The 25,079-nt window shown below is 50.3% G+C and carries 27 protein-coding genes, 2 tRNA genes and 2 pseudogenes; 13 read left to right on the top strand and 18 right to left on the bottom strand.

Going from position 1 to position 25,079, the window contains the following annotated elements; all coding sequences use genetic code 11:
- The first annotated feature begins 29 nt into the window (after nt 1-29).
- Genes JCM12296_RS03075 through JCM12296_RS03065 form a run of 3 tightly spaced genes read left to right on the top strand, consistent with a single transcriptional unit; the run spans nt 30 to nt 1,934 of the window.
- Nucleotides 30-845: a Mu transposase C-terminal domain-containing protein gene (locus tag JCM12296_RS03075; RefSeq protein ID WP_157067333.1), complete on the top strand. Its 816-nt coding sequence runs from the start codon at nt 30-32 to the stop codon at nt 843-845.
- The gene (locus JCM12296_RS03070; protein ID WP_054689680.1) at nt 845-1,612 is read left to right on the top strand and encodes an ExeA family protein; all 768 of its coding nucleotides are present in this window, start codon (nt 845-847) and stop codon (nt 1,610-1,612) included. Before JCM12296_RS03075 ends, JCM12296_RS03070 begins: the two co-directional genes overlap by 1 nt.
- Nucleotides 1,613-1,640: 28 nt before the next feature.
- A complete protein-coding gene (locus tag JCM12296_RS03065; protein WP_054689678.1) occupies nt 1,641-1,934 on the top strand; it encodes a CHC2 zinc finger domain-containing protein in 294 nt (97 codons plus the stop codon).
- 87 nt (nt 1,935-2,021) lie between these two features.
- On the opposite strand, the gene JCM12296_RS03060 is transcribed toward JCM12296_RS03065, so the two are convergent.
- From JCM12296_RS03060 to JCM12296_RS03050, 3 genes are all read right to left on the bottom strand, one after another.
- The gene (locus tag JCM12296_RS03060) at nt 2,022-2,603 is read right to left on the bottom strand and encodes a molybdopterin-dependent oxidoreductase (protein ID WP_246803945.1); all 582 of its coding nucleotides are present in this window, start codon (nt 2,601-2,603) and stop codon (nt 2,022-2,024) included.
- Nucleotides 2,604-2,807: 204 nt separating this feature from the next.
- Nucleotides 2,808-3,590 carry a molybdopterin-dependent oxidoreductase gene (locus JCM12296_RS03055; RefSeq protein WP_083455763.1) on the bottom strand — a complete coding sequence of 261 codons (783 nt, stop codon included), beginning with the start codon at nt 3,588-3,590 and terminating at the stop codon, nt 2,808-2,810.
- A gap of 477 nt (nt 3,591-4,067) precedes the next feature.
- Nucleotides 4,068-5,357 carry an IS701 family transposase gene (locus JCM12296_RS03050; RefSeq protein ID WP_054689671.1) on the bottom strand — a complete coding sequence of 430 codons (1,290 nt, stop codon included), beginning with the start codon at nt 5,355-5,357 and terminating at the stop codon, nt 4,068-4,070.
- Between the two features lie 93 nt (nt 5,358-5,450).
- On the opposite strand from JCM12296_RS03050, the gene JCM12296_RS03045 reads away from it, so the two are divergent.
- Entirely contained in the window at nt 5,451-5,780 is a 330-nt protein-coding gene (locus JCM12296_RS03045; protein WP_054689669.1) for an IS66 family transposase, read from the top strand.
- 54 nt (nt 5,781-5,834) lie between these two features.
- Entirely contained in the window at nt 5,835-6,740 is a 906-nt protein-coding gene (locus JCM12296_RS03040) for a sigma 54-interacting transcriptional regulator (RefSeq protein WP_054689667.1), read from the top strand.
- A gap of 157 nt (nt 6,741-6,897) precedes the next feature.
- Here the strand turns inward: JCM12296_RS03040 and JCM12296_RS03035 are convergent.
- Nucleotides 6,898-8,117: pseudogene (locus JCM12296_RS03035) on the bottom strand (ISAzo13 family transposase).
- Between the two features lie 440 nt (nt 8,118-8,557).
- Nucleotides 8,558-9,664, bottom strand: a pseudogene (locus tag JCM12296_RS03025) (IS110 family RNA-guided transposase).
- Between the two features lie 152 nt (nt 9,665-9,816).
- Here JCM12296_RS03025 and JCM12296_RS43330 point away from each other — a divergent pair.
- The 3 genes from JCM12296_RS43330 to JCM12296_RS41260 are packed head-to-tail and all read left to right on the top strand — an operon-like array spanning nt 9,817 to nt 10,456.
- Nucleotides 9,817-10,101, top strand: coding sequence for a sigma 54-interacting transcriptional regulator (locus JCM12296_RS43330; RefSeq protein WP_054689662.1), 285 nt, complete (start codon nt 9,817-9,819; stop codon nt 10,099-10,101).
- Nucleotides 10,089-10,370 (top strand): AAA-type ATPase lid domain-containing protein, encoded by a 282-nt coding sequence (locus JCM12296_RS51285; protein ID WP_479690850.1) that lies wholly within the window; start codon nt 10,089-10,091, stop codon nt 10,368-10,370. Before JCM12296_RS43330 ends, JCM12296_RS51285 begins: the two co-directional genes overlap by 13 nt.
- Nucleotides 10,292-10,456, top strand: coding sequence for a helix-turn-helix domain-containing protein (locus tag JCM12296_RS41260; RefSeq protein ID WP_083455762.1), 165 nt, complete (start codon nt 10,292-10,294; stop codon nt 10,454-10,456). The genes JCM12296_RS51285 and JCM12296_RS41260 overlap by 79 nt, the downstream gene beginning before the upstream one ends.
- Before the next feature lie 61 nt (nt 10,457-10,517).
- Here the strand turns inward: JCM12296_RS41260 and JCM12296_RS03015 are convergent, their stop codons facing one another.
- Nucleotides 10,518-11,084, bottom strand: coding sequence for a helix-turn-helix domain-containing protein (locus JCM12296_RS03015; RefSeq protein ID WP_054689658.1), 567 nt, complete (start codon nt 11,082-11,084; stop codon nt 10,518-10,520).
- Between the two features lie 704 nt (nt 11,085-11,788).
- Here JCM12296_RS03015 and JCM12296_RS46980 point away from each other — a divergent pair.
- The 4 genes from JCM12296_RS46980 to JCM12296_RS02995 all read left to right on the top strand — a co-directional run bounded on the left by JCM12296_RS46980 (nt 11,789) and on the right by JCM12296_RS02995 (nt 15,736).
- Entirely contained in the window at nt 11,789-12,823 is a 1,035-nt protein-coding gene (locus JCM12296_RS46980; protein WP_281491911.1) for a tyrosine-type recombinase/integrase, read from the top strand.
- Nucleotides 12,824-12,892: 69 nt separating this feature from the next.
- Nucleotides 12,893-12,962: transfer RNA gene (locus JCM12296_RS03005), tRNA-Ser, on the top strand.
- Between the two features lie 517 nt (nt 12,963-13,479).
- Nucleotides 13,480-13,555: transfer RNA gene (locus JCM12296_RS03000), tRNA-Arg, on the top strand.
- Nucleotides 13,556-14,692: 1,137 nt separating this feature from the next.
- A complete protein-coding gene (locus JCM12296_RS02995) occupies nt 14,693-15,736 on the top strand; it encodes a hypothetical protein (protein ID WP_157067331.1) in 1,044 nt (347 codons plus the stop codon).
- A gap of 689 nt (nt 15,737-16,425) precedes the next feature.
- Here JCM12296_RS02995 and JCM12296_RS02990 read toward each other — a convergent pair.
- From JCM12296_RS02990 to JCM12296_RS02965, 8 genes are all read right to left on the bottom strand, one after another.
- Nucleotides 16,426-16,677: a hypothetical protein gene (locus JCM12296_RS02990; RefSeq protein WP_054689648.1), complete on the bottom strand. Its 252-nt coding sequence runs from the start codon at nt 16,675-16,677 to the stop codon at nt 16,426-16,428.
- Entirely contained in the window at nt 16,670-16,921 is a 252-nt protein-coding gene (locus JCM12296_RS02985; RefSeq protein ID WP_054689646.1) for a hypothetical protein, read from the bottom strand. The genes JCM12296_RS02990 and JCM12296_RS02985 overlap by 8 nt, the downstream gene beginning before the upstream one ends.
- On the bottom strand, nt 16,918-17,109 hold the full coding sequence (locus JCM12296_RS02980; protein WP_054689644.1) for a hypothetical protein: 192 nt from the start codon (nt 17,107-17,109) through the stop codon (nt 16,918-16,920). Before JCM12296_RS02980 ends, JCM12296_RS02985 begins: the two co-directional genes overlap by 4 nt.
- On the bottom strand, nt 17,106-17,267 hold the full coding sequence (locus JCM12296_RS37800; RefSeq protein ID WP_157067330.1) for a hypothetical protein: 162 nt from the start codon (nt 17,265-17,267) through the stop codon (nt 17,106-17,108). Before JCM12296_RS37800 ends, JCM12296_RS02980 begins: the two co-directional genes overlap by 4 nt.
- Nucleotides 17,268-17,635: 368 nt before the next feature.
- Nucleotides 17,636-17,959: a hypothetical protein gene (locus tag JCM12296_RS37795; protein WP_157067329.1), complete on the bottom strand. Its 324-nt coding sequence runs from the start codon at nt 17,957-17,959 to the stop codon at nt 17,636-17,638.
- A 5-nt stretch (nt 17,960-17,964) separates the two neighbouring features.
- Entirely contained in the window at nt 17,965-18,417 is a 453-nt protein-coding gene (locus JCM12296_RS02975; RefSeq protein ID WP_054689642.1) for a Rha family transcriptional regulator, read from the bottom strand.
- Between the two features lie 240 nt (nt 18,418-18,657).
- Complete coding sequence (locus JCM12296_RS02970; protein ID WP_157067328.1) at nt 18,658-19,674, bottom strand: helix-turn-helix domain-containing protein; 1,017 nt, start codon at nt 19,672-19,674, stop codon at nt 18,658-18,660.
- A gap of 388 nt (nt 19,675-20,062) precedes the next feature.
- Nucleotides 20,063-20,356: a hypothetical protein gene (locus JCM12296_RS02965; protein WP_054689632.1), complete on the bottom strand. Its 294-nt coding sequence runs from the start codon at nt 20,354-20,356 to the stop codon at nt 20,063-20,065.
- A 616-nt stretch (nt 20,357-20,972) separates the two neighbouring features.
- Here JCM12296_RS02965 and JCM12296_RS37790 point away from each other — a divergent pair.
- Entirely contained in the window at nt 20,973-21,260 is a 288-nt protein-coding gene (locus JCM12296_RS37790) for a hypothetical protein (protein ID WP_157067327.1), read from the top strand.
- Here the strand turns inward: JCM12296_RS37790 and JCM12296_RS02955 are convergent.
- The 4 genes from JCM12296_RS02955 to JCM12296_RS02940 form a co-directional block, all read right to left on the bottom strand.
- Nucleotides 21,241-22,848 (bottom strand): YfjI family protein, encoded by a 1,608-nt coding sequence (locus JCM12296_RS02955; RefSeq protein WP_054689627.1) that lies wholly within the window; start codon nt 22,846-22,848, stop codon nt 21,241-21,243. The genes JCM12296_RS37790 and JCM12296_RS02955 overlap by 20 nt on opposite strands.
- Before the next feature lie 32 nt (nt 22,849-22,880).
- Complete coding sequence (locus tag JCM12296_RS37785) at nt 22,881-23,600, bottom strand: hypothetical protein (RefSeq protein ID WP_054689623.1); 720 nt, start codon at nt 23,598-23,600, stop codon at nt 22,881-22,883.
- A 100-nt stretch (nt 23,601-23,700) separates the two neighbouring features.
- Nucleotides 23,701-23,970: a hypothetical protein gene (locus JCM12296_RS02945; protein WP_054689619.1), complete on the bottom strand. Its 270-nt coding sequence runs from the start codon at nt 23,968-23,970 to the stop codon at nt 23,701-23,703.
- Nucleotides 23,971-24,122: 152 nt separating this feature from the next.
- Nucleotides 24,123-24,866: a hypothetical protein gene (locus JCM12296_RS02940; protein ID WP_054689614.1), complete on the bottom strand. Its 744-nt coding sequence runs from the start codon at nt 24,864-24,866 to the stop codon at nt 24,123-24,125.
- Between the last annotated feature and the right edge of the window lie 213 nt (nt 24,867-25,079).

The raw sequence follows: 25,079 nt of genomic DNA, 5'->3' as shown, positions 1-25,079 counted from the left end.
AAGTGTGATGTTAACAACTCCGCATAATCGTGAAGTCAGCATTAAATCGTTTATGCGGATGTCCGCATAAACGATTCTTCCAAACCGCCCAACATCAGTTCGAGGCCGAGGTCCGCGCCGGAGATTTGCTCACCCTGGAGCAACTCAACCGCGCGCTGTCCGCCTGGCTGTCCGTCGCTTACCACAAAGACATCCACAGCGAGACCGGACAATCGCCTGAAGACCGCTATCGACAGGGCCTGACCATCATCCGCCAGGTTGACATGAGTCGCGTGATCGAATCGTTCATGCAAGCCATCCCGCGCACCGTCAATCGGACCTTTTCCGATGTCCAGATCAATAAACGCTTCTACCGGGTGGATCCCAAACTGCGCGGAGACCGGGTAGAGGTCCGCTTCGATCCGTTTTCAACCTGGGATAAGGTCCAGATCCATTCCCTGGATGGGCAGTATCTGGGCACCGGATTACTGCATCAGCGCCAAACCGGTCTGCCGGCTGCCCCGGACCCATGCAGGGGAAAACCCAAGCATAACTACACCGACCTTCTGATCCAGCAGCACAGACAAGAACTGGCGGAAAAAGCCGGCGGTATCGATTATCGCAACATCGTCGAACACCGCCGGTGGCCGTTTCACCAATTCGCCAGCACCGTGGCTCAGCTTCTCGGATTTAAAGCCGGCTTGACCGCGCTTTGCTCCGGCGACCTGGAAGCGCTCAAGAAGGTCTATAACCAAAGTTCAGCCATCGACCGGCAGATGGTTAAAAACGCCTTTGAAAACGCAAGACAACCCAGCGTGCCCTACATCATCGCCGAACTCAAACAACTCATCAAAGGAGACCGCTAATGTTTTTGACCCATTTTTCTTTAACGGCCCATCCGTTTGCCGAAAAGCCACCCATTGAATGGCTGCAGCGCGATCCCAGAATCGAACAGGCCCTGGCACGGCTTAAATTCTTTGAACAACAAGGCGCCCTGGCCTTAATCATCGGTCAGACCGGACTGGGCAAATCTTCTCTATTGAGGCTCTTCATCCATGAGTTGCCGCACAACCGGTATCATCCGATTTACCTTCATCTCACACCCATCCAGGCCAATGCCTTTCTCAGGCTCATGGTCACCAAACTCGGCGAAAAACCCAAAATGGGAAAGGACCGCATGCTGCTGCAGATCCTTGACCGCATCAAACAAAACGAAAAATGCACCCTGTTGATCATCGATGAGGCCCATCTGATTGATCCCCAAACCCTGACCGACCTGCGCCTGTTGATCTCCTCCATCGATGAACAGATATCGCTCAAAATCGTCTTATGCGGCCAGGACAGCATCAGGGATATCCTCAAACGCGCCTCGCATACCGATCTGGCTCATCGCATCAACATGCACTTTGCCCTGCATGCGCTCTCCAAGGGACAATCCGGCGCGTATATCGACAACCGCATGACCTTGGCCGGTGGAAACACCAAGATCTTCGAAACCGAGGCCAAAAACCTGATCCATGACTACACCGGCGGCGTCCCCCGCCAAATCAACAACGTCGCTACCGCCTGTCTGATCCACGCCGCATCGCGCAACCTGAAAAAATCAACGACGCCTTGGTCAACGAAACCATGAGTGAATTCCATCTGCCATAGGAGGAAACATGGCTAACCACTACGCTTCAAGCCTGTTGAGAACGCTCAGAAACCGTATCTCGATCGACACGGTCATTGTCGATATGCTGCGATTGGATGTCCGCCCCGATGATACACTGCTGCGCTTTCGCTGTCCCTTGTGTGATCGCTTTCATACGGCGACAAATCCGAAAACCAACCTGGCACGATGTTTTGACTGCGAGAAAAACTTCAATCCGATTGATATGGTCATCGCCGTTACCCACTGCAGCTTCGTCGATGCGGTGGAGCGATTGAAAAACAGATCTCATTGGATGGGTTGACTATCCGATCAATGAACATGAGAGCAATCTGATTCAATTATTGTGGGAATGAAGGAAGGTCAAATATGTTGAGACAAACAGAGTCAACTAAACTGGGACGTAGCAGCAGAACGCGTCAAACGTCATCCCGCTCTCTTTCAACACCCATTGAAGGTAATCGTGATAATCCTTCCAGGGAAAGGCAGCGTCCATACCAAGGCGCTTTGCCAGCTCAAGGATCACTTCCCGGTTATCGCGAACCTCACCGACCCGGGCGACCGCTTTTCTCGCCAGTACGCACCAGATCTTGTGAAGATTCACGACGTCGTCTGTTTCGAGCCACATGGCAGCCGGTAATACCATGTCGGCCAGGGCTGCGGTGGGCGTCATGAAGAAATCGGAAACAACGGTAAACTCCAGATGATCCCGCAGGGCCTTTTCGGTGACCAGCGGGTGGGTCTGGGATAGCAGCGGGTTGCATGCGGCGATCCACATGCCTCGGACCTTGTAGGGGTCACCGGTCACGACCGACTTCCAGAAGGTCGGCGGATGCACGGCCTTTTCAAGGGGAAATCGTCCGCATGTAACCGCCCGGCCTCTTTTTTCCGGGGCAAGGAACTGCGCCCCTTCCTGATCCGGGTTCATGAATACGGATTTCTGATGGACGCCTTCCGGAGGGACCCAGAGCACATCCCCCCCGGGCAATCGATATTGCCGGTAATGGCGCGCAATATCAAAAGACTGCGGGCGGTCTGGTAACTGGTCGCACTGGCGTCCGTGGCGCTGCCCCAAAGCATGCAAAAAGGCGATGTGGTGGCATAGGTTCTGGCAGCCGCCTCGATCTGCCCCGCAGGAACACGGCAGATCCCCTCGGCCCATTCAGGCGTAAAGGGACTAACATGCGCGGCCAGTTGTTCGTATCCGACCGTATGATTGCAGACAAAATCGTGATCGATCAGTTCTTCCCTGACAATGACGTGGATCATCGGTACCCGGCCGAAGCTGGAGCCAATGGGTCGCCTGTTTTGCCGGCCGGGTCCGCCTGGGGTCGACGACAATCAGTTTTTTGACCTTCTTCAGGGCGCGTTGAATCATGCCGCCGCACATGCCGTCGGCCGAGCCGGATTGGGTAATATTGCATCCCCAAATCATCATCCCGGCCGTATCTTGACCGCCGAATCCGTATACGTCGGTCACCGGAAGCTGTCCCAGCGTAATCTTGCTCGCCGCGACCCTGGGAGCATAACGCACATGACTGGGCGCCACGAAATTCGGGGTGCCGAAGGCGTTGGCAAACCGCAGGGTAAATTCGATGAGGGGCCGGCCGGTGCCCTGCCCGATGGCTACATATTCGGAACCGCTTTCGGCCTTTATGCGCGCAAATCGTTCGGCCATTTCATCAAGGGCGGTTTCCCACAAAATGCGTTCCCACTTGTTTTCCCCACGCTTTCCCACCCGACGGAGCGGATAGGTGATCCGGTCCGGATGGTAAAGCAGTTCGGGCGAGGCCGCACCCTTGGGGCATAGGTATCCCCGACTGACGGGGCTGTCCGGGTCACCGGTCACTTTTACGACCCGATCGCCGTCCAGATGGACAAGCACCTGACATACGCCATGGCACATTCGACAGGCAGACCGGACGACGCGCTTATCTCCCCTCACGTCAATTTTGCTCATCAATCTCTTCTTCCCAATGAAAGGTCAGTTTTGCCCCCCTATGAGAAAATCACAGGCGATACTACGACACATGATTCCCGGGGAATATATAGTGCCTGGCCGAAAACCCCTTTTTCTAGTAAATTTTCAGACAGAAGTAATTATGATTCATTTTGTGATCGCGAATTACTTCGCTTAAAAAGTAAATCTCCTCGATATTTTTTTGGTTTGAGCAAAATTTGAAAACACTTCGCCTATTGGCTTTTGCTTTTCCAAACATTTGAAACTGCTATGCAGCTAATCGGAATGACCGCTCGGCAGCTTTTTTGCGTCGCTTAACCCTACAACGCAACTTGGTCATATTCGCCAAGCTCACGTAGGCGTTTTTTCCTATGCGACAAATAAGCGCGATGGTTCCGATCCTGAATCCAAAGGATCTTCTCAAGTAGGTTTTCAAATGTGCGACGTTTCATCGGTAAAATGACTTCGATAAGGGTTCTAAGCTTCGACAGCGTAATAGACGGTGCTTTTTTTTCCCAGCCTGATCTTCAGGTGCCAGAGGAAAAAATGAGCCAGCATGCACGTGAGTATGTGGTGGTGCCATCCTGGGAACTTGCGCACCTCATAGTGGTCCATGCCCAATTCGGTTTTGGTTTCCTCGAAACACTGCTCGATCGCCCAGCGTAGTCCGCTTAACCATACAAGCGTTTTCAACCTCGTGCTCGACGAGGCGTTGCTGATGGAAAAGCTGTATTGCGGATCATCGCCAAGGTTCCGCCGGATCAGCAGCCAGACAGTTTTTTGCGGTAGCCCGGCATTTGAAAGGACAATCCTCCGGCGGGTAAACTCATAAACGATAGGTCCTTTGGTTCCTTCAGACACCTTGCGGCGATACCAAAAATAATCGTTTATATTTTTTGCCAGCTCCTCAATGGTTACTGGTTTACTATCCGGGTCGATCAACATGGTTTTGGTGCGTGTCTTGCCACCCCAGCGGTACTCTTTGTTTATCGTCATCGGCCGTTTGAGCCAGCAGAGGGTATCTTTTGCAACCGACACGAGATAGGTTATATCTATCATGGATTCAACCGCTGCGATAAACTCAGGACTTTCCCCATATACCGAGTCGGCCAGAACATACTTGAACGGCAATATGTTCTCGCTATTGAGACTGATGAGCATTTCAGCAGCCAACTGCGGTTTTGTCTTAAACGTCGCGTCTTCAGGCAGTTTACACTTTTTTCGCCGGCCGGAATAATCGTCGGCAAACCACTTCTCCGGGATAAACAAGCGTTTGTCGATCAACGCGTAGCCGTATTCGGAAACATAGCTTGCGAAGACGCCGACCTGGCAATTATCCACCTTGCCGATGGTCCCGCAGTATTGTTTGGCAACCCCGATCGAGTCATCGCCCTTTTTAACGAAGCCGCTCTCATCGAAAAGCATGGCGCCGTCTGGACTGCCAAGATCGTCGTTAACAAAACTACGATACTTGGTAGCCATTTTATTCTCTGCCCATGGAGCATCACTAACAAAGCGTTGCATCGATCTTACATTGCCATCTTCCACAGCCAAAGCGATGGGTTCGATGAATTTCCGCTCAATTGGACTGAATTGTCCGGACATGTAGTTAAAAAAGTGATCCCTGGATTCACTGCGCTGGAAACAATCGGCAAACTGCTCGTGAAATCCTTTTAATTCATTATTAAAATCTTTGATATCGCCCTTGCCAAGATCAAACTTTGGAACCGGGTAAAGATATTCGTCGCATCGAATGGTGGGTAACATGGCCTGCCTCCTTTTTTAAGTGTTGTTTCTTAGTATGGTAGACCAAAAGAAAGATTTCAATCTTAAATCATATTAAGTATCGTTGTAGGGTTATTGCTGACCCTCAGCCTTTTTGAGGACGACTGTGACGATGCCGGCCGCCTGGCCCGGCAAATGGTGCGGGAGCTGGATGCACTGTGGACATTTCTCGAACACGAAGGCGTCGAGCCCACCAATAACCGTGCCGAACGCTCCCTTCGCTTTGGCGTGCTATGGCGCAAGTGCAGCCTGGGAACGCAAAGCGACAAAGGCAACCGCTGGGTCGAACGAATCCTGTCTGTAAAAGAAACCTGCCGACTGAGAGGTAAAGCCACATTCCCGTTTCTGGTCGAATGCCTGGAATGTTACTTTGCAGGCATCTCTGTTGATGTGAACTGGATCTAATCCCCGCTTCAGACACTCGCCCCGTGAACGCTTACCTTTTTTCACCAGGCCACCATGAAAATTTGCGGCAGCCTGGACACCGACAAGGTCGTGCGGGAATGTGCCGGCTACCTCAGCGCCTACATCCCCCTGGAGGGTCTCATGCTAAGCACCTATGAGCCGGAGAAAGGGGCGGTTCGGATTCTCGCCTTGTCAGCAACCGTCTCGACGGCCCCATGGGACACCCCCATCTACCTGTCTGAAGAGGCTCAATCGCTTCTTGCGAAAATGGAGCAAGGCGTTTACCTGTACCGGCAAGCGGAAAAAGACCTCATCGCCCATGAATTCAGCCAAGCACTGGGAATCACCCCTTTCCCGCAAATTGTTCTGCATCTTAAACTGGATGAGGAAAAGCTTGGCGTGGTCATCGTCTTTTCAACGGATGAGAATGCCTTCACCGACGATCACATCCGGCTGATGGGATTGCTCCACGACCCCTTCGCCGTGGCCATGGCCAATGTTCTCCGGCACCGCGAACTCCTGCGGCTCAAGGATCTCTTGGCCGATGACAACCGCTACCTGCAGCAGGAATTGCGTAATCTTTCAGGGGATGAAATTGTTGGCGCCCGGTATGGGTTACGGCGTGTGATGGAAATGGTCCACCAGGTGGCGCCCCTTTCCAGCCATATCATGCTCACCGGCGAAACCGGCGTGGGAAAGGAGGTCATCGCCAATGCGATCCACACCACCTCGCCCCGCCGGGACGGCCCATTGGTGAAGGTGAATTGCGGTGCCTTTGCCGAAAACCTGCTTGACAGTGAACTTTTCGGCCACGAAAAGGGGGCCTTTACGGGCGCCATCCGCAGCAAGCGGGGGCGTTTCGAGCGCGCCCACGGCGGCACCCTTTTTCTGGATGAAGTCGGTGAATTGCCCCCCGCGGCCCAGGTCCGGCTCCTGATATGGTTGAACAGTTGTCAATAGAAAAACTTATCCATTCCAAAAAAATTGGGTCGATGATTTTCATCAAGCGTTTGGATAGAGGCGGGGTCCGCAATAACGACGGTTGAGCACTCTGATATTCGCGGGTTGGATACCGCCGGACTAAGGCATCGAGCAAAAATAAATTGAACATTTTAAATCAGCCATGAGTATTTCGAGGGAGTAATCGGTAATTCCATTCCCTATGAAAATTGTCCCGCTCTATGGCGAAGGTGGCAAGTTCCTCATCGGAAACCTTAATGCCTTTTGCGTAAGTGTTTTCATCGATAGCGGCCTTGATGCTCAAACCGGTCCTGGTTACCGTGTTGCCGATGAGATTCACAACGACCTGACGACTGAGAAGTGGGCGACCGCGCCAGTTGGCTGTGATATGACAAAACATGCGGTGCTCAATCTTGTTCCACTTGCTGGTGCCGGGAGGAAAATGACACACTTGGACTGGCAACCCCAACTCGTCCGCCAGTTTCTGCAACTCGCGGCGCCACAGCCGCACGCGGTTCCCGTTACTGCCACCGCAGTCGGCGGTAATCAAAAGACGCCGAGCATCGGGGTAGGCCGGCGATCCCATCTCCCGCCACCATCGCCGAATGCTTTCCACTGCAAACTCTGCGGTATCGTGGTCAATACCCACGCTGACCCATCCGTTGTTGGCCGTGACATCGTAAACGCCATATGGCGCCACTTTACCCAGTTCGCGATCAATGAAGTCATGAACCTGACTGGTTCCGGTTCGCCCTGAGGCTGCCATTCACGGCCAGCATTCTTGAAATCGCCGATCAACTCCTTTTTCTTGGTATCGACAGAAATGACCGGATCACCTGCCGCCTGGTACCCGGCAACCGTTTGGGAAATATAGGAAAACTGCGCATCCCGGTCTTCATGCTGTATGCCCTCACGGGTCTTTCGTGTCGATTGCAGGCTGAATCCAGCTTGTCGCAACAGGTTGCACACCGTGCGTTGACCGATTCGATGTCCTTTTCGATTGAGCTCTTCGGCCAGTCGGTGGGTACTCTTGCAGGTCCACCGGAGAGGCGACATCGGGTCACCGCGTGTAACTGGATTCACCAAGGTGTCAAGCGCCTCCATCAGAGCGGCATCCTTGTCGACCAGCTTCTTTCGTCCGCCGCCAGTCGCTCGGATTCGCTTCCGCTCGCCACGCGTCTTCCCCGGAGGCACAGTGGTAGCCTGCAATTCGGCAAGACCGGCATAAATCGTCGTGCGCGACAAGCCTGTCGCCTTGGCGACCAAACTGACACCACCACGCCCAAGGCTACGGGCTTCCGCTGCCGCCCAGGCGCGCAAGGCAGCCTCGTCCAACCGTGAAGACAACGCTTGAAATTTCTTCTCTATCGTGGGCATGTCTGTCATATATCCATCGTAGTCGGATGGGCATGATTGTTCAAGTTATTTTTGCTTGACGCCTAAGCTTCGTCGTGGAGCTGCCTCGGTCTACAAGCTGGAGTTTCAGCCGCAAGGACCTATTCCGATAGGAGCGACGAGGGTTCTCCAAACCGCGACCGCGCCCCTATCCAAACGCTCGATGGTTATCTTGGTTTTTTGATTACGCAGGTCCCTTTTTCTTCTTTTTGAGGATTGCACCGAGAAGTAATTTTCCAGCTTCTTGAGCCGGAGCGACAGTCGCGCTTCTCTCGCCGTCGCTAAGTTCCGTCCAGCGTGGAAAGTCAGGGCTGTCAAGGCTGCGAGCGTAGCGAGCACCTTTAGGGCTTGGCCTTGATAGGCCTGGGTTTCCACGCTATAGTCCAGCCCGATTCAGCGGCGTCCATTAACATCACAATGACTCACGTCGCCATGGGAACGATCCGGGCGATGGCCCAGATGAACCCGGCCAGTTCACGTGCGATCGCCGTAACGACAAGGTTGTGGCTTTTGCCCCTTGCCATTAGCCTGCGGTAGCGGTGGCATAATCGCAGCTGCGCATTCCAGGCGATCTCACAAACATCTTCGGGTAAGCCGTCCTGGCGTTTTCGGATCGTGATGCTTTTCCGGGCCGGCAGCCGATAGGCTTGCGCCGATTCGATCAATGTTCTGCGGACATGGGTATTGCCGGTTTTGGTAATAGGCCCCCTTTTGACAGTGGGGCCACTTGAATGTTCCGACGGGACCAGCCCCATGTAAGCCATCAGTTGTGTGGGCTTGTCGAAGCGTGTCAAATCGCCCAGTTCAGCGACCAGGGTTACCGCGCTGACCATGCAAATTCCCCGGAGCGCCTGCGGGGCGTCGACAACCGGCAAAAGACGCCAGGTCTGGCAGGATGCCACAATCGCTTTTTCGAGGCGTTTGACGCGGGCTTCATGGTTTTCCATGGCGTCCAGATACTCGGTAATGGCGATCTGCTGGGCCGGATGCGGCATTTTCAACTCCTTCAGCCAATTTAAATGGGCTTTACTCCATTTGGATTTGCCCGGATAGCTGAACCCTTGGCGCAACACAAACGCATTGATCTGTTGTTTGGCCTTACGCAGGGCGATGGTGATATCCTTTCGCGTTCGAACCAGGTCCCGCAGCTTCATCCGTCTCATCGGGAACATACACCGATGTCAGTTCGCCTGAACGGTGGAGTGTCGCCAGGTTGGTCGCATCACGCGATCATTTTTAACCCGATCACCCGCTTTCCTGGGGATCAGCGCCGGGGCTACGACCACGCAATCAATGCCCTGGCGCGTTAGATGCCTGTATATTGGGTATCCGCAAGGGCCGGCTTCATAGACACACCGCAGTTCGCCGTTTGTTGAGATCAGCTTTCGCATAACTTGATCTATCTGCCCCATGTCGTTGTTGATTTTCCCATAAACCCGGACGTTTCCGTCACGGCCTTCATCGGCGATGGCAATGGTGATCGAATCTTTGTGGACATCCAAACCAACATATTTTACTATCTTGCTCACGGCCTGCCTCCTTGATTTTGGCTCTGTAGTTGGGTTTTCTCATGAACGCTGACTATAACCCACGTTTTCAAGGTTTGGCAGGCTTTTCTATTGGTGGTCGTCTGGCTGGCGTTCAACCATATCGTCTACGCGTGCTTCAGGACGGGCTACGCGTGCTTCAGGACAGGCTCGTTGAAAGGGTCGGCGGGGTGGAACCCATCGAAGTGGATGTCCGCATCGTCGCGGCCACGCATCGCAACCTGGCCGAGATGGTCAAGGAAGGCCGGTTCCGGGAAGACTTGTGGTTCCGTCTCAATGTCTTTCCCATTCACATCCCGCCCCTGCGCCAGCGTAAGTCCGACATCCCCTCATTGGTCCATCACTTCATCGACCGCAAACTCAAGGCGTTCGGCCTGTCGGAGCACCCGGTGTTGGCCCCCGGCGCATGGAACGTCTGACCGCCTATGCATGGCCGGGAAATGTCAGGGAGTTGGAAAACATGGTAGAGCGCGCCTTGATCAGGCATCAAAGCCGCGATGAAAATCTCCCCCTGCGTTTCGATGATCTGGCAGGGGAACGATCGGATATAGAAGTTCGGGCGCTTTTAGATGAAAAATCCAGCCGGCCGCTCACACCCTTGATGAGGTCATGTGTCGACACATCGAAGCCGTCCTTCAATCGACTAACGGCAAAATCCAGGGAAAGGATGGTGCGGCCGCACAGTTAAACATCCATCCCAACACCCTTCGTAGCCGTATGAACAAGTTGGGGCTGCCTTTTGGGCGAAAGGCCATTAGGACAAATTCGTCGTGATCGGCCACTTAAGCCATTGTTATATGAAAATATACTGCGAATTGAGTTTTGCTGCCCGGCCCTACTTCCTGCTTACAATTGGATAGTGAGCAACGGAGGAACCACCGCACCCCAGTAAAAAATCGATTGAACACCGCAAGGTATTGGCCAGTTTTACGATCACATCCGTACTTGTGTTATTGCCAGCCTCGATGCTTTTGATTAGATCGACAGGTAAGCCGGAACGTTTTGAAACTTCTGCTACACTGAAACCCATATCTTCACGCCAATAGCGCACCCGTTTGCCCATCTCCGGGTCTTGAGTCGCCGAATCAATCATATCTTCGGTGGTGTCGAGATTCGAGTATAACTTTTCATCCTCTTTTACTATCTTATCAGGCAATTCAGATGAAATGTAGGAAGCTCGTCCCCATAGAAAATAGTCCATCGGTTTCCGGGTCGCCACAGATACAGCCAATATGTAATTTAATGAAGGATTTTGCCTGGCGTTGGCACCGTGAATATTGGACACCACGTTGATCCTCACGCCCACTTTATTCGCCCATTCAGTTCGGGAATAACCTTCCATCTCCCTTTCGATACGTTCAAGGACTTCATAAAAATTGATGTCAACCATGTATTTTTTCATCTATTATGAATTTTTTTCTTGACAATCATTTCTTTTTCTATGTAACAATGGTTTACAATCCTACAATTGAGCCTGATCCCCCTCTGAAATAGAAACTGCAGCGCCTCATACTCAACTGATTTACATCACGATTTTAATTTTCGCCAGGAATACAGATGTAGGCTCCCAATTTGATAACTAATGTAACTGCTTAACGTAAATCGACTCTTAATATGGTCTCAGCGTTAAATGTTTTCAATGATGCTGAAATCCTGGATGGGTCTACGCTTAAATTACATTAATACGGAAATGGAATCAAATCCTATTACAACGGGAAATTTGTTCTGATGCTAACCCACTGAAATTATAAATTCGTTGCATATCCAACAGGCATGTAAAATCAATGGGTTACAAACAAATTTGTCCTAATCTTATTACAATGGCAGCTTTTCATTTTTCATTAAATAAAAACAATTCAGGAAAAAAAATGGGTGTCATTGATGAACTTGAAAGAGAGTTCGTGCGCTAATCTTCAATCCACCAGATTGAGGCTGGCTTGACTGAAACAGTACAGATAAAGAAAGACCTTGAGGCCATCAAAAAGCAACTATCGGCGCTGATGGACCATTTGGGAGTCGGGGCCACTCCTCAACGGTCAGACCGGGATATTGAACAAGAGATATCCAGACGTTTACATAAACAACTTACCCGTGTTAAAAAATCGAATGGCCGTGCGTGAAATAGGGACAGATAAATATCAGTTGGATGTAAGCCGTGGTGTAGGCAACCGCACCCGTATGGTCTTTTATGGTTCAAAGGCTGAAGCTGAAAAAGCATATACTTATTTAAAGCGCCAGTGTGATCAGGAAGACGGTAGGCAAAAAAAATCCTACAACAATATTGGTGATCTGGTCAATGCCCACCTTGAATATGAAAAGCTGCACAAAGCTCATAAAACGTGGGAGGAAAAAGATAGGATCCTTCGTGGCCCTATAATGTCCATGTTCCGCAAAATGCACTTTGATTTCGTGTACACATCAACGATTGAAGCTTACAAGAGAAAAAGGGTCAACGATATTGGCAAAAAGCACAGGGCCATCAACCTTGAGTTGATCTATTTTTCCGGTTTCTGGAAGTGGGCATATCAAAACGGGTACTGCCAGACTATGCCTATCAAGATGTCAAAGCTCCCTTATAAGAGAAAACCGCCCAAAGTCCTAACAAAGTCAGAATGTATGGCTATTTTTCACAATGCCGGTCCACATCGACAAGCCATGTTTCTTTGTTTGTACCACGCTGGATTAAGGGCCAATGAAGTGATGACGTTGAAACGATATAATGTTGATTTTACAGGCTGTTCGATAACTGTAATCGGTAAGGGTGACAAGACCAGAACGGTGCCGATGACACAAACTTTATCCGAAGCGATGAAAAGACATTTTTCTTTGATGGACGATCTTATTTCGAATCCAAAAACGAAAGTCCCGTGGGATGAAACCCTGGCATTTCCTTCACTGCGAACCGGCAAGCAATTGACAGACATTCGCCGGCCATTATGGAACGCGATTGAAAAAGCCGGTATATTGAAAAAGGTGACGCCGCATATCTTGAGGCATAGCTTTGCAACCCACATGCTCGAAGCTGACGCGGACCTGAGAACGATCCAGGAATTATTGGGCCATGAAGATATTGCCACAACTCAGGTTTACACACACGTTGCCATCAATAAGAAAAGGACAGCCGTTGATTTGCTTGAATAATAACCAATATATTTTTGGCAGACTGATGACAAGCTTGTCTCTTAGCATCGTATTTATTTGTATATTCTCGGGTAGTTACTATATGGCGAACTTACTCTTAATCAGTAGGTTGAAGGTTCGATTCCTTCACGGCCCACCAAAACAAATAAAAAAGGGGTAACCTTATCAGGGTTGCCCCTTTTTTATTTTGGCCATCTCCTCTCGGTTTTAACCTAGTCATCCCATGCGCAAACGGGCTACGCTGTCCGAAGGATAAAAGAGCGACTCGACTAGCTGAACCCTTTTCTTTAGAAAGGGGGGCTACGCGCCTCTGTTTTCCTCAATAGACCCCGAAAAGATGGGATAAAAGGGTTCGATAAAGCCTGTGAAAAAGCTTGCAAAGACGCAAAGATTGGCTTAAGACACTTCCACGATTTCAGGCGGATTGCAGTGAGAAACATGGTTCGTTCCGGTGTGCCTGAGAAGTGGCAATGCTGGTTTCGGGGCGTCAGGCAAGATCGGTATTTGACCGATATAAAATCGTTAACGACCCCGATCCGAGGGCGGCTGCCCGGCAACAGGAAAAATCCCCTGGAAAAGTTACGGGCACAATCCATGATTTTACGAAAAAAAGCAGTCCGAAAAAACGTCCCAACCAAATGCGATAATTAAACTTAGCCCCCGTAGCTCAGTGGATAGAGCAATGGATTCCTAATCCATGTGCCGCGTGTTCGATTCACGCCGGGGGCACCAATAAAGACAAGGGGGTTAACCGACGATCGGTTAGCCTTTTATTTTTTAAAAACCTTTTTTGTCCAACCATAGTCCAACGTTTTGCAGAATTCCACATCTTGATGGACGGTGGTTGCAGCTTGCACTATCTAAAATGAAGAGCCGGACCACCAAAGGCAGCCCGGCCGGGAGAAAGAGGAAGTAACACGGTGGGGAATGTTCCGTGTTGCGCCTTGATATATCCCCCGCACCTTGCCGGGGGATGACCGAAACATTACCGGATTATCATCTTGCCCCGGGGAACCGGTAACCGGCCAGGGGTTGCCGCCCAAATTCGGATCCGGACCATCCGATATAGTCAGTGTGAGGGGCGCTGTCCCTCACTGATCAGATCCGTTTCCAGGTGTATTATCCTTCGGGGTCCACAGTTCGAGTCCGTACTGGGGAGCCAAACAAAATAAGGGCTTAGCGAAATCACCCGCTGAGCCCTTTTTCTTGGTCCACACAGGACAGTCCCCGCACTCAGCTCAAAAATCTACCTTTTTGCCCCCCCACCGTCAAAAAATTGCCAACAAGAAAACAATCTCTACAACTATTTATCCCGTCCCGTTTTATAGGTACGGTCAATGGTCCAAGTAGTCAAGCATATCGCCTGCCTTCTGATCAGTTTGCATCTGGATTGTCAACCGACCTTCATGATCGAAAAAGAAGGGGAAATCCTCAGATGCTCTTCGAATGTCGTCCTATTTCCTACATCCGGCATAGGGTATGGCAACATACTTGCTTCAGATATTTGTCTTGCGCAAAGTAAAATATATAACTATTTGATGTTAATATACATTAATATCAAATAGTTTTTTTAGAGGTGCAAAAAACGTAACGCACTGTGCAATTTTTGTAATCCGCACAATTTATTAATGATCATGGCGCAATAATTGCTGTTCTGTGGTGATAGCCTAAAATATAGGCGAATTCTGGTTGATTAGTAGGAATAAATATACATTTGTATACACTGGCGTATAAAAAAACCTAATTTCATGGAGTTCTTGAAAAATGTTAAAAAAAGCGATAAAAGGTGTCTTGTTCTCAGTAATCATTCCAGCTGTTGCATCTATCGTAACTGTAAAATTCCTAATCCCTTTATTCTGATGCGTTTAAATGGAAGATTCTCAAAGGACCAAAAATAAATTATATGGTATTTTAGATCGTATGTTTTGTAGTTTGGTCCTTCCGATTATTGTCTCAGTGGTGAGTGCCATACTAGTGGCAAATCCACCGGAAAAACCGGACATATCTATATTAGATGAATACAACAGCCCAAGAGCTACAGTTAACGTTTACGCTGGAAAATTTAAAATTCAATCTCCCGCTTCGATTCCCTCACCAAACTTAGCTATCTCTATTACTAATATTGGAGAAAAGGAAGAAGAAAAACTTCACTGTCAAATTTCTTTCGGTAATAATATAGAGATCATAACGATTGAAAAAAATTACAATCCTAACATGATGGAAGTATGGAATCCAAAAACCAAAAAAAACAATTCTTATTTTTTTGAAACCATAGAAAACTTCCCGAAAGATTCAGGCGTTAAATATGTATTTACCCTGACTAAATACATAACAAATAAAAACGACTACGATTTGTGCGTTGCCAGTAATAAAACTAATTGGTATAAAACCCAAAAAATACTCTCCAAAATATTTTCCATTTTAACACCGCCAATAACCTATGCTGATGAAAATACAAGTTATAACGACAAAATATCAAATGGATTTGCTGGGTACGATGTTCTATTATTTTCAAAAAATTTAATTGCCTTAATGGAAAAAAAGAAAATATTGGATGACGATTTCAATATAAGAATAAAAGATGAGATATCAGATTTAAAAAATGACGGAATTATATCAAACCGAATTGTATATCTTTCAGATCTTTTTCTTACTGCAATGATATCCAAAAAAATAATCACCCAGGATGAAAGCAATGAAATTATAGAAAATTCAAGAAACTCCGAGGGCGTTCTTTATGGAGGCTACAATATTTTATCATTATATTTAGGAATATTAGATGTACTTCTAGAGCACAATTTAATTACCATGGAAGAAGGTCAAAAAGTTATCGACAACTCAGCTATTAATACAAATAATGAACAAGTAGGAAAATCTGGAATACCAGCTCCTAGCGGTTTAAGAATCTATTGACTTATCGCCTCATCCTCCCGTTTACCGATACGTTAAGGAGGTACAATATCGCGCAACTATTTTACGCCATGGACAATCAACGCCCTCAACTTTGAGGCGATTACAATCCCATGGAGATCCCCTCAAATTTGAGGGCACCTCTTTTGCTCTTGCGTGTGGGTGTTCACTAAACACACCCCTGGCGGTCTACAGGATGTCGATGTCACCATGATTAACGAATCCAACTTTGGATTGGTGGTCACAATCCACGGGGAGGACTATCCAAGGTTGGAGGGTCCTATTGCGTGTGAGCGCCTTTTGCCTACTGTTGCCCACCCACGAGGCACATTGTCTCCGCGCGCATGGAGACCATTTTCAACCTGAATTTCAGCATTTTTCAGCAATTTTGCCTACTATTCCCTACCCATGTGGCGGGAGATCGGTTAAAGTCACTGATTCGGTGACTCTGGGAAACAGGACCGCCGTCTCCTGAAAAAACCTGAAATCGGACCGTGAAATGAAACGGCCACCCGTTTCCAGGTGGCCGCCATTGGTTACCGTTTCTCGCCGCCGATATCCTCAATCCGGTCGGCAATATCATGGATCATGATCCCCAACCATTCGCCTCGGAATTCTTGGGTGGGTCCGGCGCCGTGGCAACCTTCTCGCAAAACAGGTAGGCGATACCCCGGAGCATGTCGGCGCACTCTTTAAGATTCCTCTCTTGCATCATCGCGCACCCCCAATTTTCTTTCCATGGCGTCAACTTCCCAGGAAATATCGTTGAGTTCGTTGCTGACGGTATCCAGGATCTCACGCATGCCGATTGTACCGGATAGAGAGAACTTGGCTCCATCGTCGTGAATCGCGGCTGATGCGAATAGGTCCATCAATGCATTGATCTTGTTCATCTCGGTGACAAGTCGATCTGATGCAGAATGCTCATTTTGCTTTTCAGGCATGGGCACCGCCTTTCATCGCCATGAGGGCCTTGTCGAGATCGTCCTGGACACCGGAAGCATCCAAAGCGCACTCTTCAACGCCACGCTCGCAAAGCAGGTTAATGGCATAGAGCTCGTACCTGTCAGCATCTTCCAACCCGTCGAAAACATGTTTCAATTGCACCAGCATGGCCTGGATTCTGGTGTTGTACTCTTGAGCACTCTGGATTAATTCGGTGGGGCTTCGATCATCGATGAATTTCATGCGACACCCCCTTCCTCTTTGCTGGATTTGCATGCGGTGATTCGGTCGGCGATGTCCTCTAAAATCATTGACCAGCCTTTTGCCTCCACATCTGATAGCTCTTTGCGACTGAAGTTTGGGAGCTCTTCAATGACGAGAGCTATCCATGCCATCATATAGGAGCAATCAACCAAGTTTCTTTTTTTCATGCGGCACCTCCTTCCAAAGCTTCTTTGAGTTCATCGGAAATGGCGTCAAATCTATCCGAGAGGTAACTTATACCATCAAAATAAAGGCGCTCTCTCGCAAAAAGGCCCTCCATTGAATCGTTGCCATCGCTGCCAAGGTCGGTCAACAACTCGATCATTGCTTTGGCAAGCTCTTGGTCAGCGGCAGACAGTTGGCCGGGGACTTTCTTTTCGGTTGGGGCCGTGGGGGTGGTGGGGTTCTTTTTTCATGGCGGTTCTCCTTGGAGTAGGTTGAAAGAGGCCGCCCGATTCGCTGTCAAACAAAAAGGGCGGCATATGCTCGGTTGACAGACCGGCCTCCAAGGATACCGACGGGCACAAAGCCCCCGCGCATACGCCGCCCATAGGGCACTATACGGCGAAAAACGAAAAGCGCCATATCCAAACGGACATTCAGCGCTCATGCGCCTTGGAGTTTTCCGGCTGTCACCCCGGGCAACTGGACTTACAGTTGCACTATTCACATCGCATATGCGGGCCAATTCTGTCAAGGCCACACCAGCTTGAAAACATGGATATTTTTGCGTTTTTTCGGTAGTTTTTTGCGGGATCGCAGAATGAGGAAATAGAGCCGGATTCGTTGATGATGGAGAAATTTGCGATATTCCATCAGCTTTTTGCGGTTTTCGGTGGTGCCTATTGACTGCATAGGGCCTTGCCTTCTAAAGGAATGCAACGCCGTCCAAGCGTCTGGCTGGTTGTTGCCCCACTGTTGTGCCCTCAACCTCCATAGCAGCAACAAATTCACAGCCACCTTCATCACCAAGCAGCCCCGGTCAGGTTGAGCTGGTTCGGGGCTGCAATCTTTCAATCAACCTATTGGCCCCCACCACGGATCGCCAGGCGGGCCACACTCACTCGAAAACATGGATGTTCTCGCGCGTGCGTTGCACCCTGCAACCTCCCTGCAACCCTGTTCTTGCGCGCGCGTAGGAAGTGCGCAAAAGTGCGCAATTTCGGTTTTGACCTGGCAGCTTTTTTACCGGTGAAACCCATAACCAGAAACGCCCAACCGTCTCGGGTCATTTCGTACATGGGCTTTTGGCGGTTCGATTTGTCCACATATGAGGTCTCCTGAAAATTCAGGGCACCAAATTCATCTGAACAATCAAGTGTTTGGATAGACTGAATCACATTGTCATGCCGCTTCCCAAAATATTCAGCCACCTTCAGCGAGGTGGTCACCGGCCGGCCCGGAAATGAAAACGGCCCCCGGGGGAGGGCCGTCTCTTCATGCGTTGTGGCATGGTTCACATCGCCGGCGGGCATCCAGGCCCCCGTTTGACAAATGTGCCATCTGCCTGCTCATAATAGGTTGGTACCAATGTTCTCATCGAGCATCAGGGTGGGGTCGTCATCCGGTAGCTTCTCAAAGCTTTGGACGATTGCCCAAGCGTGTTTGACGTTCTTGAAGTCGGTCATATTCGATTCCTCGCGTTATCTATTGTTAACCTTCAGCGGGTGATGTGGCAGGCAAAACATCGCCTGCCACTTGCCCCTGAATCGTCTTTAAACCGCCTCTCGCAGGGCTTTGAGCTTTTTATTTACCGCTTGCTTACTGACTTGAAAGAATCGGGCAATCTCGGTTTGAGGTTTGCCTTCGTCAACCATCTTCAACAACGCCTCATCATCGATTTTACCACCGGTTGACTCATCCGGTTGAATATCGGCCTTCTCTTCCTCGTTCGGATCGGTCAGAATGCCGTCCAGGAAACGATTATTCGTTCCGGTCAATACACAGGAGCAGCCCGGGCAGGTTATGTTCTGGCCGATGGCCGAAGGCATGAAAGGCAGGGACCATTTGAGCTTTTTGTACTGCGGCAAAAACTCCAACATATACCCATGTACGGGGGAGTCCTCAGTATACATATCCGTGGTTTTCATAAACACCTGCTTGCAGTTCGGGCAACATACGTGAAACGGCCCCACACCTTTCGGTTTCGCATCATCGGCGGACTGCTGGCGCAGCCGAAACTTCATGTCTTTGGCCACGGCCAGTCCTTCGTGCGAGAGGGAAATTCCTTGCCACCTGGCGCCCATATTGACGCCTTGCACCCTCACGACGAGACCTTCTGATTCCAAGGTTTGGAACGCCGTGTCGACCTCCTTCCAGGCCTCTGCAGCAATCTTCTCGTCGGGGATGGCGGCCTCGATGGTGCCAAAAACGATTCCCCGGTTGCTATCGCTGGGCAGGTGGTCAAGCTGGGCTTTTTTGGCGAATTTTGGGATCAGGTTGACGGCCTGAAGTTCATACAGATCCGCACCATCTCCAGTTTGGCAATGAACGAAAACCTCAAACCCTTTGTTCCGCCAGTCCTTTGCGACTTCTTCAGAATCGGCCTTGGAAAGCTTGGGACGGGAGCCCACCCAGACGAACCCCAGGCGGATAAACATCTCCGGGTCAACCTGCCGTGAACTTCCGAAATCCGGGTCTTTGGCTCTCGCCGCTTCCAACCGTGTAGCCAAATTCGCACGGGCGCTCGATGCCCGATTGTGGATGTCTGCCGCACTGACCATCGTCATCATGGTTGACAACCCGAAGGCCGGTGTCGCCACTTCCGGTGCGTTAACCGTTTCAATCTCGGCCGGCGTTTGGTCAAACCGTTGAATTGCGATACATCGCCATTTGGGCAAGACGTTATCGCGGCCATGCCCGGCACGGTTTTCCAATGCCTTGAGCAGTATTTGCATATCAAATTCAGTGAGATTCAATTTACTTCTCCTTCATTAAATGGTGTTGCTAAAATTAAGTTCGAGTCAACTTCCATTAATTTATAGTTAGTTCAAACTGTTGCGGTTTATGTCAACCACAAAAATCAACCAATTAAGTTAACTTTAGTATTAGGTTTTGTAAGGTCATTTTGCGGTTGACTTGGGCGTTTCAAATGCTCGTTTTGGAAGTAAAATACCATTCTTAGTTGACACCCGCACTCTCCGCCATGACAGCGGCCTCTTCGATAACATCCAAATACCGCTTCATCATGGTGTGATATCGCCGCAATAGGTCAGAAGGGATGTGGTCGATAACCGGGACAACAGCCAGTGTCATACGCTCCACGTGGCTGGCCCAAACCTGGAAGGCCAATCCCGGGAAGGTATTCTCAATAACTTCTATTCCATCGGCGGACCGCTCTGCGTTTTGGAGTTCGGTGTGAAACATGTCCACTGCTGCTTGTCTGAATGCCTGGTCAAATTCTCTTTCTTTCATCTTTACCTCGTTTGGGTTGATTGTTGCTCAGTCGCCGCCATAAACTTGTCGGCACCAGAATAAATGCGTTTTCCCGGCCATAGCGCTGTATGGCACGGTGAAGCGCATCGATGGGATTTTCACCGTTGCCGTATTGGATTCGAATTCTATCGGTAGTCATCTCTCACCCATCCGTGGGCAGTTCGCCCGGATCTGCGCACACGGCACTCCACGGCCGGCCTTATGTTCGAAAAAGGCCGTGTGGTGGCACATCATCGTGGTCTTGTCGCAGGCCGAGCAACACTCACAATCGCCAGGATCACCATATGGCGTGCTTGTCTGTCTCGCTGATTTTGGAAGGCCTCGTGACCATCTACCCATGGGGCACTCGGCCATACCGATGACTTCGGCATCGGCTTTCTCGCAGCGCAGAGCCGCCGTTTCGGGGTCCCTGGCAACGTGTTGACAATCGTGACCGAGACATTGCAGTGGTAACGGTTGGCGGTCTGCTCGGGGCCATTCGCTGAACAATCCGCATGCGCCCCGGAGCGGGCAGCCGATTTTCGGATCAGGCAGGGTGCCGTTTTCGAGCATACGGACCATAAGCTTGGTTTCGAACCGGCAGCCGGGGGGACAAATGCCGCCGTCTACCAAGGGGCAGGCGCTGGGAAGTGTCGCAGGTGTCGCAGGTGTCGCAGTCGCAGCGCCGTTAAATTTATTTTTCAGAGTGCCGCTAGAAAAACATATATTATTGTTTTTATTATATATATTAACTTTTTCTCTATTTTTGAACCTAAGCGACTGTGCTTCGCTTGCGACAGATTTATTTTTAGCTGTTTTATTGTTTGCGACTGCGACAGTTGCGACACCTGCGACAGGTCCGTACTTAATGAGGGATTCAAGAATCATTTGGACGCCTCCGTGATAAGTTTTGGATTGACCCGCACCACCTTTTTCTTGCCCACCGTGGCCAGCCTGGCCCGTCCAAGATTTTCCAATTCCCTGACGGCACCCGCCAACCTGTCAGTATCGCGCAGGGCATACGGTCCGAGCCGCTGGATGTCTCGTGTTGACACCTCCTGTATCTTTTTAGACCTGCAATGCTCATGAAGCCACGCGTCCAGCTTTTCCGCGTTTGCCATCCCCTCGGGTAAGCAGATTTCGTTAAAAAACCTCATCGATTCGGAGAGGTGCCACCCCGCGATCCGTGAACCTCTGGTCATGTCATCAGCGGATATTTCACCGCCATCTCTATTAAATAGGTGGAACAATGCCGCCAATCGTGCCGCATTGTCAGCGCTTTTGGCTGATACATCTCGGATGTCTGCCAGCTCTCCGCCTGTTCTAAGTTCGCGCTCAATGCCGTCGTGATATGCTACCCAGGCGGCTTTTGCATCTATTGACAATGTTAACATGGTAGGTCGGATGGCAAAGGCGCCGCCGGTGTCCCACGGCAAGGGCGACTCCAGCAGGCCGATGATGCGACCGTTGAACCTGTTTAGTGCTGGCCATGAGGCGGGTGGTTCACGAAACATGCGTGTCCCCATGGTCGAAGTTGGCCATGCCATCAAGAACCGGGCGAGAAAACCGGTTCCCCGGGCAAGTCCCCTGGTGGAGTCAAAAAACGCCCGTAACGTCGCCTCCTGGATCTGGATGCCCATCGACAAGCGCGCTCCCGATACTCGAACAGAACCGCTTGTCTTGCGTCCCATGTCGATTGTGCCGCCATCCCATAGAACGTTGAGCTGGGATAGGTTCCTTATCAAAGAATCCTGGCCCATACCGGAACCGCCAAGGGATACGCCGCCTTCTGACGATATGACGCCGGCCGACGGCCACACCTCCGATAATGATTGTGCGAGACGTTCTGGTGTATCGTCCTTTATGATCAGGCGCGGCACTCGTGGCGGATTTGGTTCATTTTTCTGGTGTTTTTCAAGTTTAGCCTCAAACTCGCCCGTGCTCTTTCCTGCCTTGGTATCTTTCTTGATCTGATCAAGAATAGCCGACCGCTTTGCTTCCCATACTGCCATTTTTGCAGCGTGTTCGGCCTGTAGTGGACTGGCCAATTCAATCTGGTGTTCAACGTATTCGGCGATGCCCGAGAAAAAGTGCTTGTCGATTTGGCTTTTTCTCTCGCCGGATTCGGCAATCGAAAGGAGAAATAGCGATGATGGGCCAGACAAGCCCGCAGCACGTTCGACGTCAGCCAGGCCTTGGCAGGCGAGCGATACCGCCGACAGTGCGCTAGATGCCACCAGGGTTAAGGGGGCTTGGACAAATAATTGAACCTCTTCCACCGCTTCGCGGATCAAGCCTGGCAGCGCATCAACCGGGTATGTTTGCGGATCAATGGTAGATGTCAGCGGTTCAGGATCTGGCCAGTCGGCGACCACCTCAGCATGGTTTGCTTCGCCCCATCGATATTCAACAGCCACATCGATGGCGTGCTGGATATCATCCTTTGTGGCGCCGGATTGAATCCAGTCTGTAACATCCTTCCCGACTGGCACCCGGACGACCGTTACAGAGCGCGCTACACCTTTTAATGACGACAGTACTGAGTCCAGATATTTCTGGCCGGCCGAGTCATTGTCGGGGAAGATGGCGATGTTCTTACCGCGTAGAGTCGCGGCATATTCGTTTTTCCAATTACTGGCCCCATGGGGGAGGTGGTGGCAGTGAGTCCTATCTCTGCCAGGCGGTCCGCGTCCTTTTCGCCTTCTGTGAGAATAATGGTGCCGGCCTTGCTCACTTCGGTGAGGCGGTAGAGGACCCGGCGGATGCCCTTGATCCCAAACCTGAATTCGCCGCTGGGTGTCCTGGTCCCTTGGCGAAAGGTCTTCTCGCGGCCTGGCTCTTCGTACCGCCAAACCTGGAACAACTCGGCTCCCGACTCGTCGGTGTAGCGGTATGTAGCCTTAAGATTTGCGGGGATCGCTCGGGCTGGTTCCTGTTTGGGCTTTTGGTGGCCGTCACCGCTGAGATATTTCTGGACCAGTTCGTTAAAATCAGCGCCTTCAATCCATTGAAAAAAGTCGATCCGGTCACCACCCTTGGCCCCGCAATGGCGGCACATAAAAGAATCGTCCTGGCGGATAAAAAAACGGTCGGTCCCACCACACTTCGGACAGGGGCCGGCCACCTCACCGCCGTGCTTTGTCTCCGCGACCTGGATGTACTGCCGTGGATCAGGTAAGGCGGCCTTTAGGGCTGTCGCTGTATCTTGGATATCGCCGTTGTCGGCGCGGGCAGTTGCCATCATCACCAACCCCCATCAGCCAACAAGATCATACCTGGAAGGTATAAAGCCACGATCGGCCACCATGAGGACCATGCCGCGAGTCTTGATAAGGCGCGGGCGATCATCGGACAATCTCGGGGTTGACCAGCTTTGACCTGGCCATCAACCACTGGATGAGGGGCTCCTTGAGGTATCCAGTCTTGCGGCCGATTTTAATTCGGCCTTCAGGACCTTCACCCAGAGAGTCATAATTCGCCATCGCCTTTGACGACACCATCTCACCTGAAAATTTCTCAATACTGGTACGGGCAACGACTTCAGACGGCCAATTAGCGGCCATTCGCTCGAAGGCAGTTCGTAATTGATCCTCGGTAGTTTGCGTCTCGTTCATCTATATCTCCCAATAGTTCTCTGTTTATCCACTGGGATAGTAGATACCAATTTTTTTTGTTGCCCGAAAAAAATGTAAAAAACCACCCCCTTTTTTTGGCAGAAAAGGGGGTTGAAGTTTTAAAACAAGGTGATGTTGATTTCGAAAAAGGATTAAGAATGGAGGGCTTTTTGGATTTGAGATGCAAGCGTCTGGGGGGTGAGAGGCTCGATATTTAACATTGTCATCATGTGTTTAACAAACCTGAAGAACGGGCCGGAAGGCTCTCCAAACATTGGGCTGCGGGATATTCCAGCTTTTCGCCCCGTAGCTTCTGTGTAAATCGAAGATAGATATCTTATAAACCCTCTCAAGGCACCCCGCTCTTGTGGGCGCCCGCCAGAATCAGGCATGAGTTTTTGATTCGCTTTGTCAATGCAAAATTTAAGTTGCGTCAGGGTTGCTGGGATGTTTTTGAGGCTACAACCGTCAATTTCCCATTGCTCAATTTCGGAAATGGCGGTTTCAGAAAGGTCGAACAAGTTAAGATTGGATGGGAATTCAACCATTGAAATTTGATTGGCGGTCTTTCGATCTATCTTTTGCAAAGTCTTTACCAACCGCCTTGAATATTCACGTCGGCGATTTCTGCGCGCCTCCTTCAATATCAACTCAAGTTGGTGCTTCAGCTGTTCCAATGCCGTCTTGATTTGGGAGACGCGAGGGGCATCAAGGTCCCATGATTGGTGGATTTGAAAATGGTGTATTGCTTCTGTCAGTCGATAACAAATTTCGTCTGAAACAGCGTCAATTTTAAGAACTTCGCATATCTTCCCTTTATCTTCGTCAAAGATTAATCCTGGATTTAAAGAACCACTTGCATTCCACCCCCACTTTGGTTTGGATCTTTTGGGCATTATCGCGTTCCTGATGCGCTCCTGGTATTTGATCCGGGGAGGGCCGGTCCAGGAAACCGGCTTTTCGAGCCGTCGCTCTATCCCCGAAAACAGATCATTTCTTATCGTTCAAATTGACCACTTTGGCATTATTGACAGAACCCAAGGTCTCCACCAGTTTATTGACCGCATTTCGCTTAATATCGGGCGCCAGATGAGAATATCTCATGGTGG

The sequence above is a fragment of the Desulfosarcina cetonica JCM 12296 genome, from assembly GCF_001311845.1.
GTDB lineage: Bacteria > Desulfobacterota > Desulfobacteria > Desulfobacterales > Desulfosarcinaceae > Desulfosarcina > Desulfosarcina cetonica.
This window is presented reverse-complemented; position numbering and strand designations above follow the sequence as displayed.